General features: G+C 41.6%; 11 protein-coding genes. 7 read left to right on the top strand and 4 right to left on the bottom strand.

From position 1 onward, the window contains the following. Window positions 1-19 precede the first annotated feature (19 nt). Window positions 20-448 carry a hypothetical protein gene (locus tag ABFY09_RS00715; protein WP_347982370.1) on the bottom strand — a complete coding sequence of 143 codons (429 nt, stop codon included), beginning with the start codon at window positions 446-448 and terminating at the stop codon, window positions 20-22. Between the two features lie 177 nt (window positions 449-625). On the opposite strand from ABFY09_RS00715, the gene leuS reads away from it, so the two are divergent. The 6 genes from leuS to ABFY09_RS00745 all read left to right on the top strand — a co-directional run bounded on the left by leuS (window position 626) and on the right by ABFY09_RS00745 (window position 8,847). Next, window positions 626-3,073 carry a leucine--tRNA ligase gene (leuS, locus tag ABFY09_RS00720; protein ID WP_347982371.1) on the top strand — a complete coding sequence of 816 codons (2,448 nt, stop codon included), beginning with the start codon at window positions 626-628 and terminating at the stop codon, window positions 3,071-3,073. Window positions 3,074-3,139: 66 nt separating this feature from the next. Further along, the gene (locus tag ABFY09_RS00725; protein ID WP_347982372.1) at window positions 3,140-3,655 is read left to right on the top strand and encodes a hypothetical protein; all 516 of its coding nucleotides are present in this window, start codon (window positions 3,140-3,142) and stop codon (window positions 3,653-3,655) included. Between the two features lie 24 nt (window positions 3,656-3,679). Beyond that, on the top strand, window positions 3,680-4,711 hold the full coding sequence (holA, locus tag ABFY09_RS00730; protein WP_347982373.1) for a DNA polymerase III subunit delta: 1,032 nt from the start codon (window positions 3,680-3,682) through the stop codon (window positions 4,709-4,711). 36 nt (window positions 4,712-4,747) lie between these two features. After that, entirely contained in the window at window positions 4,748-5,404 is a 657-nt protein-coding gene (locus ABFY09_RS00735; RefSeq protein WP_347982374.1) for a putative 2OG-Fe(II) oxygenase, read from the top strand. Window positions 5,405-5,595: 191 nt separating this feature from the next. Further along, window positions 5,596-6,204 (top strand): flavin reductase family protein, encoded by a 609-nt coding sequence (locus ABFY09_RS00740; RefSeq protein ID WP_347982375.1) that lies wholly within the window; start codon window positions 5,596-5,598, stop codon window positions 6,202-6,204. 27 nt (window positions 6,205-6,231) lie between these two features. Continuing rightward, a complete protein-coding gene (locus ABFY09_RS00745) occupies window positions 6,232-8,847 on the top strand; it encodes a cyclic nucleotide-binding domain-containing protein (RefSeq protein ID WP_347982376.1) in 2,616 nt (871 codons plus the stop codon). Between the two features lie 87 nt (window positions 8,848-8,934). On the opposite strand, the gene ABFY09_RS00750 is transcribed toward ABFY09_RS00745, so the two are convergent. Together ABFY09_RS00750 and ABFY09_RS00755 are read right to left on the bottom strand one after the other, a co-directional pair. Next, window positions 8,935-9,546: a LysE family translocator gene (locus ABFY09_RS00750; protein WP_347982377.1), complete on the bottom strand. Its 612-nt coding sequence runs from the start codon at window positions 9,544-9,546 to the stop codon at window positions 8,935-8,937. A 166-nt stretch (window positions 9,547-9,712) separates the two neighbouring features. Next, the gene (locus tag ABFY09_RS00755; protein ID WP_347982378.1) at window positions 9,713-11,677 is read right to left on the bottom strand and encodes a polysaccharide lyase family 7 protein; all 1,965 of its coding nucleotides are present in this window, start codon (window positions 11,675-11,677) and stop codon (window positions 9,713-9,715) included. A gap of 384 nt (window positions 11,678-12,061) precedes the next feature. Between ABFY09_RS00755 and dapA the strand changes: the two genes are divergently transcribed. Beyond that, window positions 12,062-12,934, top strand: coding sequence for a 4-hydroxy-tetrahydrodipicolinate synthase (gene dapA, locus ABFY09_RS00760; RefSeq protein ID WP_347982379.1), 873 nt, complete (start codon window positions 12,062-12,064; stop codon window positions 12,932-12,934). A 68-nt stretch (window positions 12,935-13,002) separates the two neighbouring features. Here the strand turns inward: dapA and ABFY09_RS00765 are convergent, their stop codons facing one another. After that, window positions 13,003-13,659, bottom strand: coding sequence for an SPOR domain-containing protein (locus ABFY09_RS00765; protein WP_347982380.1), 657 nt, complete (start codon window positions 13,657-13,659; stop codon window positions 13,003-13,005). Window positions 13,660-13,680: the final 21 nt, after the last annotated feature.

Consider the following 13,680-nt stretch of genomic DNA (forward strand, 5'->3'; position numbering starts at 1 on the left):
CGACCAGCTCGCTCTTTTTTTATTGATTATGTGTCGACATCAACCCGTAATGACATATTTCACAAGGCGTTAGCACCTGTTTGCTTTCTAATACACTGTCATGACCACAAAACATACAATGATACATTCCGGACTCGACAACACTACCAGCAACATGGCATTGCTCTAGCGGCACAGGATTATTATTAACATGATTGATAAGCCACAATAGTGCAGCGTCTTCTTTTTCATCCAGCTTCCCAATCCATTCATATCCTTCGCCCAAAACAAGATGCCAATTTGCATCGACCCAGGCTTCGGTGTAGCCCATTTTGTCGTGCCAATAAGCGCTCATCAAAGCAACGTCTTCCAACAACCAATCTTTCGCACCTTGCAATGTTTTACGCGCTTCTTCTACTAAATTAGAGCTCTTAATGGATTTTGGTGAATCTTTTTTCATTGATTTCATAACTCCTCCTCCATGCACCTTCTAATTAAGGCTTCATCTCTATAAAATAGCGTATATTTTTTAACTCTGTTGGCCATTTCCGCATTATCTTGCGCTATGTCGTTATAATGCTCCAGCTTTATCAAAAGAGAATATGGGTCTGCCAACCTCACGTCGATCATGGGATACGATTACATCATGCAAGAACAATATAATCCGCAGCAAATTGAACAAATTGCACAATCTTTTTGGGACGAAAACAAAGTCTTCAAAGCCGTCGCTGATTCTAGTAAAGAAAAGTTCTACTGCCTTTCTATGTTCCCTTACCCAAGTGGCCGACTTCACATGGGGCATGTCCGCAACTACACAATTGGCGATGTGATCTCTCGCTATCAGCGTATGCAAGGTAAAAACGTTCTACAACCAATGGGTTGGGATGCGTTTGGTCTGCCAGCAGAAAACGCAGCCATTAAGAACAAAACCGCACCAGCCAAATGGACAATGGAAAACGTTGCCTACATGAAAGGCCAATTGAAAGAACTTGGCTTTGGTTACGACTGGGACCGTGAAATTGCCACTTGTACACCTGAATACTACAAATGGGAACAATGGTTCTTCACTCAATTAGTTGAAAAAGGCTTAGCTTACAAAAAAACTGCGGCGGTAAACTGGGACCCAATCGATCAGACAGTATTAGCCAATGAGCAAGTTATTGATGGTCGCGGCTGGCGTTCTGGTGCTTTGGTCGAACGTAAAGAAATTTCTCAGTGGTTTATCCGCATCACAGATTACGCAGAAGAGCTATTAAACGATCTTGATCAGTTAGATGGTTGGCCTGAAAATGTTAAAGCCATGCAGCGTAACTGGATTGGACGTTCTGAGGGTCTAGAATTCAGCTTTGAAGTAGAAGGCAAAGAAGATCGTTTGTCTGTTTATACGACTCGCCCAGATACCATCATGGGCGTGACTTATGTAGCTGTTGCGACTCAGCATCCATTGTCTTTAGAAGCCGCTGAAAAGAATCCTGAATTGGCTACTTTTGTCGAAGAATGCAAACTAATCTCCACAACAGAAGCCGATTTGGCCACTGTTGAAAAGAAAGGTATGGACACAGGCTTTAAAGCCGTTCACCCAATTACAGGTGATGTAGTGCCAGTTTATGCAGCCAACTTTGTCTTGATGGATTACGGTTCTGGAGCTGTAATGTCTGTCCCTGCTCACGACCAACGAGATTTCGAATTCGCTAAAAAATACGGTTTGGAAATAAAACAAGTTATTCAGCCCGCAGGCGAAGAAGTAATTGATTTAGACAAAGCCGCATTCACTGAAAAAGGCATCTTATGTAACTCTGGTGAATTCGATGGTTTGGCTTTTAAAGAAGCATTTGATGCTATCTCAGCTTGGATGACAGAGCGTAAAATTGGTGAAGTTAAAGTCAACTACCGCCTTCGTGATTGGGGGGTCAGCCGCCAACGCTACTGGGGAACACCAATCCCAACCATCAACCTAAAAGATGGTTCTGTGGTTCCTGTTCCAGCCGATCAACTACCTGTTGAACTACCAACAGACGTTGTTATGGATGGTGTTAATTCACCTATCAAAAACAACCCTGATTTCTCTAACATCATGTTCAACGGTGAAGAAGCCGAACGCGAAACCGATACCTTTGATACCTTTATGGAATCTTCTTGGTACTTCGCGCGTTACTGCTGCCCAGACTCAACGGATGCGATGTTAACCGAAGAAGCAAACTACTGGCTTCCAGTAGACCAATATGTTGGTGGTGTAGAGCACGCTATTCTTCACCTTTTGTACTCACGTTTCTTCCATAAACTGCTTCGCGATGCGGGATTGGTGAACTCTGACGAGCCATTCAAACGCTTGTTAACTCAAGGCATGGTAAACAAAGACGGCACTAAGATGTCGAAGTCGAAAGGCAACACGGTTGACCCTCAAGAAATGATCGAGCAATATGGTGCAGACACAGTTCGTTTGTTCATCATGTTTACCGCGCCACCAGAGCAATCCCTTGAGTGGAATGATGCTGGTGTTGACGGCGCTTCTCGCTTCTTGCGTCGCTTATGGACGCTTTCATACCGCCACGTCAATGCAGGTAAAGCTGGCAAACTGGACATTGAAGCTCTTAATGGCGCACAAAAAGCATTGCGCCGTAAAACACACGAAACCATCCAAAAAGTGACTGATGATATTGAACGCCGCCAAACGTTTAATACGGCCATTGCCGCTGTCATGGAGCTTTGTAACGAGATCAGTAAGTTTGAAGATCAATCTGAACTTGGCCTTGCAGTAGAACGTGAAGCATTAGAAGCAGCAACCTTGCTGTTGTCACCTATTGTTCCTCATATTGCTCACCAACTTTGGACAGACCTTGGCCATACTGACAATGTGGTTAATACTCCATGGCCGACATTGGACGAAGCCGCGTTAGTTAAAGATGAGCTAACTATTGTGGTTCAAGTACTTGGTAAAAAACGTGCTGAGTTAACCGTTTCAGCAAGTGCCGATGCGAAAACCATCGAAGCTGAAGCACTTGCTCACCCGAATGTTGCCAAGTTCCTTGAAGGCAAAACGGTTCGCAAAGTCATTGTTGTTCCTGGTCGTCTGGTAAATATTGTTGCCAACTAATAGGAAATAAAACAAGGGGGAACTTAAGTTACCCCTTCTTTCATACCACACAATACAGAAGGGAATATGAAAGCCATATTCATACACACTACTCGCTACTTCTTATTCGCGATATTAGCGATGGGCCTTACTGCTTGCGGTTTCCATTTACGCGGCCAAGTAGACCTTACAAGCTCCCTCAAAACATTAACTTTAACATCAGAAAGTGGCTCTGATGAATTTGATCGAGCTTTGCGTATTGCGTTGGTGAAGGCTGGCGTTGTCATCTTTGAAGAAAGTAATGCAAACGAAAATACATTTAATCTGAAAGTGAACAAAATCACCTCCTCAGATATAGACTTAGCTTACGACTCATCAAATGATGCGACACAAGTACAACGACGTTTAAATAGCTATTATTTTATCCGTCAGGCCGATGGAAAATCTCTCTATGGCCCAAGACAAATAACCACTAGCAGAGTATTAGAAAACCAAAATAGCTCAGCAAGTACCGCTTTGTCTTATAACACGTCGCAAATGAAAGCCATGTACACTGACCTGGCTGCACAATTAGTCAGTGATTTGAATTACGCTCCGCTGTAAGCAAATCGCTTTTAGGCCAACAAAATGAAAGTACGAGTTGATCAATTAGAGCAGCAGCTAAAAAAAAGCCTCGCACCCATTTATATTATTTCTGGGGACGAGGTTTTGTTGTGCCAAGAAGCCACAGATACTATTCGCAAAGCAGCCCTTGCTCATAACATTGATGAACGCTTACGTTTTGTCGCCGACGCACAATTTGATTGGCAAGACGTCATCAACGAAAACAACAGCTTATCGCTTTTCTCATCCCGTCGCGTCTTTGATATTCAAATCGATAAAATGGCAGAAAAACACAGCAAAGCACTGGCTCAACTTAGTCAGTCCCTTAACGAAGATAATGTCGTTTTGCTCACGCTTCCGAAAGTAGACGCTCGCACGCAAAAAGCCAAATGGTTCACTCAATTAGAATCAAAAGGTATATTCGTTCAAATTTGGCCCATTGATAGCAACCGCTTAGGGGCTTGGGTTCAACAAAGAGCCCAAGCGCTTGATTTGTCTTTAAGCCGTGACGCCGCCAGCATCATTTGCGAACGTGGTGAAGGAAACCTTCTCGCCCTATCACAAGAGCTCGAAAAGCTGGTATTAATACATGGCTCCGGCGCGAAAATTGACGCCGAAAAAGTTGTTGAGTCCGTTGCGGATAGCAGCCGCTATTCCATTTATGATTTGAGCGATCGCTTGCTCATGGGTAAAGTAAAAGAAGCCATGCACTGCCTTAGCCAACTTATCAGCGAAGGTGTTGAAGCAAACATTATTCTCTGGTTGTTTAATCGCGAAATACAAACGTTGACGAACCTACTTCAAGCGATGAAATCCTCTAGCTTACGACAAGCCTGCCAAGGAGAAAGAATCTGGGATAAACGCATCCCGTTTTATGAAAACGCCATGTCTCGTCACAACCAAGCAACGCTTCCTTATATGCAGAACTACCTTGCCCTTATGGACAAAACCGTTAAAGGCTTAGAAGGACCAGATATCCATACAGGATTTCGTAATCTGGTTATGATGTTTTGTGGCTTCAAACCAGTCTCCACAGAGTTAGATTTACCTTATTAATCTAACTCTGTCCGCATTTTTATTTAGACTCAAATTATGATCGACACTCCTATTATCGAAGAAATTAACGCATGGACAACGCCTTTGTTTGTCACAACTATGCCTGATCATGATTTTTTAAAAGAGGCTTTACTAGCAGCGGTTTATCAGCAAAAATCCTTACAAACGACAGCAATTGATAGCCGCATAGCACCAAAAGCCAAACATGCCCTTCATGAAAGTACATTGGATTTTTTAGAGATTGCAGATGCCAATATCATGGAAGCAAAGCGAGTCTTTGAGGAGTTAATCCTTGAAGTGGCAGCCTCAGTTAACCAAGCATTCTGGCCTGAAGATATGGAAGCAGACGCGCATATTATAGAATCTTGGTATCACGTTACTCAAAGTGGTGGCTACCATGATGTTCACTCTCACCCTAATTGTTCTTGGTGTGGTATTTATTATCTTGAACCTGGTGATGCTAAAAACGAAGGCCACGGTGGTTTAAACCGTTTTTACGACCCAAGAGCCAATGCGGAACATTATGCTGATCCTGGTACCGCTTATTTAGGAGGACAAGGCGTTTGGGACTTTACACCGACAGAAGGCCAAATTATTCTTTTCCCATCGTATCTTAAACATTCTGCGTTACCCTATTTTGGTAAAAAAGATCGAGTGGTTATTGCTTTCAACAGCATCATAGAAGCCTACTAGAACGTCAAAATAGATTAGATCAAAGCACATCGAGTTTGCGATGTTCTCATTATTTTGCACTGGCTCGCATCAAACTAACATTCATTTCATTGTTTTTTTTACAATAAATTTCATAAGTTTCCACTCAAACATTCACAATCAATTGCTATCTGTAGTAATTTAATAAGTCATGTTTAACGGTGAGGAAATTTATGCGTTTCCAATTTGATCAAATTTCAGGCAATCAGCGTTATCACTTAATCACTCAAACGATCACACCGCGCCCAATTGCATGGATTTTAACGAAAAACGAAAACACAAAGTTCAATCTAGCACCCTTCTCTTACTTTGCCGCTCTTTCTTCTGATCCTGCACTATTAGTTGTTTCAATTGGCAACAAAACAGACGATATTGCAAAAGACACAAAACAAAATCTTCTCCGTGAAAAGGAATGTGTTTTGCATATTCCTAGTGGAGAGTTAATGCATGCAGTGAACGAGAGCGCAATGAATCTGCCAACAGGAGAATCTGAACTTTCCCAAATAGGCTTATCTCTCATTGAATTCACGAAAACATTGCCAAGAATTGAAAAGGCGAAAGTTGCACTGCATTGCCGGTTATTTGATGTACACAAACTAGGCAATAGCACTTTTGATAGTCTTTACCTAGAAATATTGGATTTATATGTGGATGATGAATTAATCACCCAAGAGAACGACCGAGTCATTATTGACAATAAAAAGCTCAACCCGCTCGCTCGATTAGGCGGTAATGATTATGGCCTTTTAGGCGAGACAGTGACGATTAAACGCCGCAACTAGTGCAATACAGATTTTGAGGTATAAAAGATGGACGTAGTAAAACAAATACAAGCTTTCCCCTTTATAGAAAAAGCCGATGCAGATTTAATCTCCGCTCTGACGGATCTCGCCAGCGTCAAAACCTTGAAACCAGAAGAAGTATTAGCAAAGCAATTTGAAATTGGGCAGCATATTTACTTTCTAGTAAAAGGTGAAATTGCTATTTCTGTTCCTCTACAAGAAGCAGGAAAATCCTATAACGTTGGCCTTATCAATGACCCTTTTTCTCCCATTGGTTGGTCTGCATTTCGCCACCCATCTCGCTATGCAACCACCTTTACTGCCACAAAATCCTCGACATTATTAATGTGGCCTATTTTAGAGCTGCAAAAGATCTTAGAAAGTAACCCTGAATTTTCGGAACAGTTTCTACAATTTATCTACCAAGAATCTTTACCTGTTCTCACAAGCATTCAAAACCAAACACGCCCCTTCTTCTCAAATGAGTCTTTGGCTTTTGAGGAAACTCGCCCCTTCTCAGGCAGCGAGACACAAACTCATTCTTTGAAAGACGCCATTAGTTTGCTGAACTATGCTCCCTTCTGTGAAACTTTCACTCAAGCGGAAATACACACCTTAGCCAAAAAATCCTCCATTTTGTTAGCGCACCAAGGCGACATACTTTGCCAACAAGACCAACCTTCTGATGGCTTATATTTACTGATAAAAGGCAAAGTGGTTGTCAACTATCAAACAGATTCTGGCGACATTATTACCACACGTTCGATTTCCCGTGCAGGTACGGTTTTATCTTGGACAACCAAAAACGCCACACTTAAAAACCGTTCTTCTATCATCTCGTCAAGAGACAGCAGCATCTTATTTATCAAACGTGATGATCTGCTCACCATACTTGAAGATAACCCGAAACTGTCTGTTAAATACTTATATCGACTCATTTGGCTTGTAGGCACTCACTTATTGGCCGCTCGTATGCGCTATTTGTCTCAAAGTGCTAACGATGAAACGCTTGCCGTGACAAACGTCATTGAACAAAATGCCGCTCTTTTACCGGTGAGTTCACCGCTTTACAAAGTAGGCGAATTACTAAAAAGTGCCATAACTACAGATGAAGCCTTCGGTGTACTCTATAAATGCTTACATTTCGGCAGCGTCTTAGAACGTACTATTTCGGGAATGTGTCTCGATATTCTGAAAGACTTACAACGTGAAAACGCCTTTTATCGTCACCTTCAAAATGTCTACGACAGCATTAACAGTCTGCCAAAAGACACTCCAAGTCTAGATGCAAGACGATTAGGGACTGAGCTTTTTAAACAAGCTTTTCAGCAAGTACCTTATGTCATCAAAGGCCTCGAAAACCTACCGAAAAAAGCCGGCTCCCTGTTCATTTATAATCACCTATTAGGATCACCTACAAACCGCTTACCAAATGGCTTCCGTTTCTCTATGGACGCTCAATTTATTGGTTCCATGGTTATTGATAATGAATACGGTATTTCTGGCCAGCGTGTTGTTCGTCGCAGTAAAGAGAGTGAGTTTTGGCGTGACGATTTTTACGAAAAGTTCGGCAACCTTTTTATCAATAGCTGGGAAAACTTGACTCGAGGCACACCTGAATACGATCAGTTTATTCAACAGTCTCAAGAAACCTTACGCCAGAATTTTCCTTTGATAATTTCTCCAGAAGGCCAGAGTTTCAACACTCATCAGTCGCCTGGAAGGTTCTTACCACATGCCTTTGAAATCGCAGGTTCCTTGGGAAGTGAAGAACCTTGGATCGTTCCTATTGCCGTTGCTAACTTTGATAAACGCGCTGACCATAATATCTATACTGTTATTATCAAACCCGCTTTCAAGCTGTCTGATAAAGTAGATTACACGAATAAAGCGGCTTTGAATCAATTCTTAGCGGCTTATCAAGAGGAATACAAAGGCTATGTGAATGAAGCGGTAGAACTATCCAAAGAAATTCGCCAATACCCTATTTTTAGTGGCAAAAATGGCTACCGCTCAAATGTCATGAGCTTGAACCAAATTGACGTTGAGTTTGAATCTGATGTAAGAGAGTTAGAATTCCACTTAGCTCACCAAGAGTACAAAGATCAGCCTGTGGCTTTTTATGGCTCTTCCACCATGCGTTTATGGCATGATTTTGATAGTAATTTCCGAGAAAAAGATGGCATTAACCTAGGCTTTGGTGGCGCAACATTAGAAGCCTGCGTTTATTACTTTGAGCGCATTATTCTGCCTCATAAACCTCGGTCTTTGGTTATTTATGCGGGTGACAATGACATCGGCAATCATTATGACAGCAACAAAGTTGTTGAGCTGTACATTGAATTACTGCAGAAAATAGATCGTCACTTACCAGGCATTCCTGTGACTTTGATCAGCATTAAATGCAGCCCTGCCCGCCTTAAAATGCGAAAGACAATTGAAACCACAAACGTACAATTAGAACGCTTAGCAAAAACACGCCCTAATACACAATACATTGATTTGTTCTTAACCTTGCTCGACCAAAAAGGCGAAGTAAAAGAAAATCTGTTTGATAGTGATAAGCTTCATTTAACCAAAAAGGCTTATGAACTTTGGACAAAACGTCTGATGAAATCTGAAGACTTTATTTTTAATAAATAAGTTTGATGAAGAGATTGAGTGAATAAAAATCCTCGTCAGTTTTTGCGAGGATTTTTTTATCTCTTGAAAACATAACTCGATGGCGATTCAACCAAGAATCACTTTTAAACCAATCATAATAAGCAAGCATCCCATAGTTCGATCGACCCAAACCATGTTTTTACGTAGCCAAGGCAAAACAGGACCGCTAGCCAAAAGCAACGCCACTAAGACATACCAACCACCGTCAATCACAACCACAGTTGTCCAGAATTGAAGCTTCATCATAGCCGTCATTTCAACGTCAATCATCTGGCTAAATAAAGCTAAAAAGAAAAGCGCAATCTTTGGATTCATTAAAGAAATCATAAGCCCGTCACGCATGACTTCCCAATAGGATGATTTGACGGTTTCCACTTCGTCTACCTGACTTTTACCAGCGTAACGCCATGCCTTGATGCCTAACCACGCTAAATAAAGCCCGCCCAAAATCGTCAAGACAGAGAATACTTGCTGATGCTGTTCTATAAGAACAGCCAAACCTTGAAGGGTAATAAACACCCAAAAACCAACACCTAAACCGTGTGCAACAGAGGCAAGCACGCCATGCAGAGCTGTCTGAGAAATGGACAGACGTAAAATAACCGCGAGACTTGGCCCAGGTGAAATGGCTCCCATCACACACACTGCAACCAAAGAAAGCCAGGTTGTCAGTTCCATACACTCTCATCCTTCTTAACAGATAACGTTATACTTATCATTAGAAATCAATTATTTATGACGGGTGCTATAGTATCGAACAGACACTTGAAAATCGAGGGTATAAAAAAATCCCCGTTAGAGTTAACGAGGATTTTTAGGATCAAGCAAAAGCGCTATATAACAATTAATGTTTCGTTGTTAACTTATAGAAAGTCGCTTGTACATAATCTTCTGGATCGCCAGAATGGTTTTGATTATACACACCTGCCTTGAAGTACATGTATTGACCACCAGCGTCATAGCCACTGTTGCTCATGTCTACTTTTTGCACAGCATCAGGCTTATTATCACGAGAAACGGTTACCGTCATGTCATTGTCTTTTACTTCAATACGATAGCTAAACACGTCTCCCAACGCGATACCGTCAACAGGATCCGCAGCGGCACCAGAATGACTACCAATTAGATCATAGTAAACATCAGAACCTTCATTTCTGTTTTCATGGGCGAAGTACACAGAGCCCTTTTTATGGCCTGGTAACTGACGGAAATAAAGGCGGATAGGCTCATCATCATTAGCATGGATCTGACCAATAATGAAACGACCTACTTGCTCAGGTTCACCTGTTGTCGTTGTGTGATCTATTTTCAATGTTGCTTCTAATACACCGTCAACTGCGCCAGCATTTTTTCTGTCTTCTTCAGGAGCAGAACCAAACACCCAGTTGTTTTTCGTCACACCTTTTAAAGGAATACTTTCATCACCACGGCGCAACATTTGACGTAGTTCAGTACGAACATATTTTGTGTTTTTAGAAGTACGAACACCCTTGATAAAGCTCTTGAAGACTAAGCCGCCATCTTTCGCCGTATAGAAGAAATCAGGATTCTCATAACCTTGGGCAAGGTACTGTTCAGGCACATCATCAGGCTTACCATTTGCGTCATGATCTGTAGCAATTGATAAGTACCAACCACCTAAATCAAAGTTTTGACCTGGTTTAAAGTCAGGACGAACTTGTGCGGGAACCTCTACAACTGGTAGAGGAGCTTCCCACCACTGACAAGTAGGATTTGTTTTCAAACAAGTACAGTCAGATACTTTCGCATCACATATTAAAGGTACATGTGTACCGAAATCACCTGGACGCACTTTTGTTTTTTTGCTTTCAGCCAGTTTTTTCGCTTCTGCTTTTGCTTTTTCAATGGCGGCCATTTTTTCAAGCTCAGGCGCTGTTTCACTGATAGGACAAGCATCTACAGCACAGTTAGCGGCCAAAAATTCTGTTACGCTGTTCCATGTATTGGATGTGTTACCGTAACCAACATACTTAATGTAGCGTGCTTTTGTTCGCTCTAACTCGAAACGCTCTAGGCTATTAGAAAAACCTGAACTGTTTGTTTTTGGCAGAATAGTATTCCAAGTTTTGCCATCTTCACTGCCTTCTAACAAGAAAGACGTCGCTCGAGCATTACCTTTATGGAAAGCCAATTTCACAGCGTCTAATTCAATGATTTTACCGTAATCGAACTCAACCCATGCGCCGTCGCCATTTGCCGACCAACGTGTTTTCAAGTCATGGTCTAACAGTCTATCAGGACCATTACCATCATGATCACTTGCTGTCACATGAACAGGAACAGAGGCAACCGCCATTGGGTTTAATTCAGATGTAGAGCAGCTATCTACTTCACAATTTGCCGCCATGAATTCCGTAAGGCTGTTCCACGTATTAGAAGTGTTACCGAAACCGATATATTTAACATAACGAGCTTGTGTCGCTTCTAGGCCGAATCGTTCTAATCCTAAACTCGTACCTGAGCTTTGTGTTTTTGGAAGGAGAGTTGTCCATGTTACACCATCATTACTACCTTCAATCATGAATGATGAGGCTCTGGCGTCGCCTTTATGGAATGCCATCTTAACAGCGTTGATGTCTATATTTTTACCGTAGTCTAATACCGCCCAGGCACCATCGCCATTGGCAGACCAGCGAGTTTTTAGATCGCCATCAATAAGTCTTTCAGGAGCATTACCGTCGTGATCACTAGCAGTAGCAGTCACTGGAGGAGGGGTTGGGATCACTGCACAGCCAACAGCTAGTACAGACAGGCAAGCACCCATCGTCCCTTTGAATAAGTTAGTCATATCAACACCCTTTTATTATTGTTGGTGTAATTAATGTTTGCTTGTAGTGAGAATCACTACCAGCAAACAAAATATATGAAGCCATATTATAATACAAATAAAAAATTCACTTTTTTGCATCAACGCCGTAAAGATAAATTTCCTACATGTATTGACCTTTGATAGAGAACACGGCAGCATAGAAAAAACTCAATAAGTACATGTAACGAACTTTATGAATCACTCTTTCTTAAACAAACGCAACGGCGATAAACGTAAGGCTAAGAAGCTTTGCGGTGCTGACGTGCGGATTTAAGATTCAAAACTCCCCGGCAGCACTCTTGCTGGCGGACGAACTCTCTCTTTTCAGCAAAATGCTCCGGCTAAAATATATAAGGTAACTGTATGTTTCACGGTGCAATCACAGCGTTAATTACTCCCTTTAGAAATGGTCAGCTTGACGAAGAAGCTTTACGCCACATAGTGCGCTGGCAAATAGATCAAGGGATCAATGGTCTAGTTCCTGTTGGCACAACAGGCGAATCACCTACTTTGAGTGAAGAAGAGCACAAGCGAGTTATTGAAATTACAGTTCAAGAAACAAACAAAGCTATACCTGTTCTAGCCGGTGCTGGATCAAACAATCCTATTGAAGCAGTAAATTACTCTGAGTTTGCTTACCAAGCTGGCGCAGATGCGACTTTACATGTTGCCGGATATTACAACCGACCAAATCAAACTGGCTTGTATGAACATTTCAAATATGTACATGACAACAGCAAGCTCCCTATGATTATTTATAACATCCCACCTCGTGCTATTGTTGGTGTGGAAGTGGCAACATTGGCGCGTCTTGCTGAGTTGCCGCGAGTCATCGGTGTAAAAGATGCTACAGGAGATCTAACTCGCCCAATTCGTGAACGAACTCTCATCACCAAACCTTTTGACTACCTAAGCGGTGATGACATAACGGCGATTGCTTATAATGTTGGAGGCGGTCAAGGCTGTATCTCTGTCACTTCTAACATTGTGCCAAAGCAAGTCGCAGAATTGCATAGATTATGTAATCAAGGCTTATTTCGTGAAGCGGCTGATTTACAAGACAAATTATTTGCGTTACATAACGCCCTATTCATCGAGCCTAACCCTTCAGGGCCAAAATACGCGCTGTCCCTGCTTGGATTGTGTTCAGAGGAGTGCCGTTTACCTATTGTGCCTTTACAAGAAAGCACAAAGGCCACGATTCGAACAATTATGGAAGAGTTAAAGCTTATTTAGCTGATTTTTCAAAAAGAATCGATATAAAATGCCAGAACACATGTTCTGGCATTTTATAGAAAGTATAGTTAGTTATAAAAACTATCACCATTATATTGAGTCACAAAGCAATCTTTTCCTTTCTTTCTCAATACATTACAAAAGCGTTCCGCATCAGATTTAATTGGAAAACCTCCCACTTTCAATTGATACATATCTCGCTTATTAATTGTTTTTTGGTAAACACGAGGTTCAAGACCTTTAAAAGACGCTGAATCATTCCTTTTTAATTGATTCCAGGCATGAATAACTTCGAGCCTAGTTCTATAAGCTGCAAGCTGAACACCATACTCTTTTAGAGAGAGAGCCTCTGTCTCCATTTTTAATGGTTTTAGAGGTGTTACTTCTACTTTATCGGCATCAGTCTTAATCACTCCCTTACTAGCTGAAACTGACGTTTCTGGCTCCATCTTTTTGGCATTATGCATATTACTTTGAGCCATATGCTCTATTTCTTCGATCTTATTAGCCAGAGTAGCTCTTTCTTCTTTTAAGTCTGCGATTTCAGCTTCTAAAACATCGATTCTTGTTAATGTAGGTTGTACATTTTTCAATTTTTCATCATGCTCACGGACTTTCATCTGTACATCATTGAAGCTCAAGAACTCTTCTCTCTCTCCTACAGACGAACAAGCACCTAATGATAATCCAGCAATAACAAGGACCAATTTTTTTGCTATTCCCATTGTTCAACTCTCCTATTAAAT

Source organism: Marinomonas sp. 5E14-1 (assembly GCF_039939215.1).
Classification (GTDB): Bacteria; Pseudomonadota; Gammaproteobacteria; order Pseudomonadales; family Marinomonadaceae; genus Marinomonas.

Bases quoted from the DNA above. Each gene is read 5' to 3' on its own strand.
- ABFY09_RS00735 (WP_347982374.1), top strand. From the start codon at position 4,748: ATGATCGACACTCCTATTATCGAAGAAATTAACGCATGGACAACGCCT.
- holA (WP_347982373.1), top strand. From the start codon at position 3,680: ATGAAAGTACGAGTTGATCAATTAGAGCAGCAGCTAAAAAAAAGCCTC.
- dapA (WP_347982379.1), top strand. From the start codon at position 12,062: ATGTTTCACGGTGCAATCACAGCGTTAATTACTCCCTTTAGAAATGGT.
- ABFY09_RS00765 (WP_347982380.1), bottom strand. From the start codon at position 13,659: ATGGGAATAGCAAAAAAATTGGTCCTTGTTATTGCTGGATTATCATTA.
- ABFY09_RS00745 (WP_347982376.1), top strand. From the start codon at position 6,232: ATGGACGTAGTAAAACAAATACAAGCTTTCCCCTTTATAGAAAAAGCC.
- leuS (WP_347982371.1), top strand. From the start codon at position 626: ATGCAAGAACAATATAATCCGCAGCAAATTGAACAAATTGCACAATCT.
- ABFY09_RS00725 (WP_347982372.1), top strand. From the start codon at position 3,140: ATGAAAGCCATATTCATACACACTACTCGCTACTTCTTATTCGCGATA.
- ABFY09_RS00755 (WP_347982378.1), bottom strand. From the start codon at position 11,677: ATGACTAACTTATTCAAAGGGACGATGGGTGCTTGCCTGTCTGTACTA.
- ABFY09_RS00715 (WP_347982370.1), bottom strand. From the start codon at position 448: ATGAAATCAATGAAAAAAGATTCACCAAAATCCATTAAGAGCTCTAAT.
- ABFY09_RS00750 (WP_347982377.1), bottom strand. From the start codon at position 9,546: ATGGAACTGACAACCTGGCTTTCTTTGGTTGCAGTGTGTGTGATGGGA.
- ABFY09_RS00740 (WP_347982375.1), top strand. From the start codon at position 5,596: ATGCGTTTCCAATTTGATCAAATTTCAGGCAATCAGCGTTATCACTTA.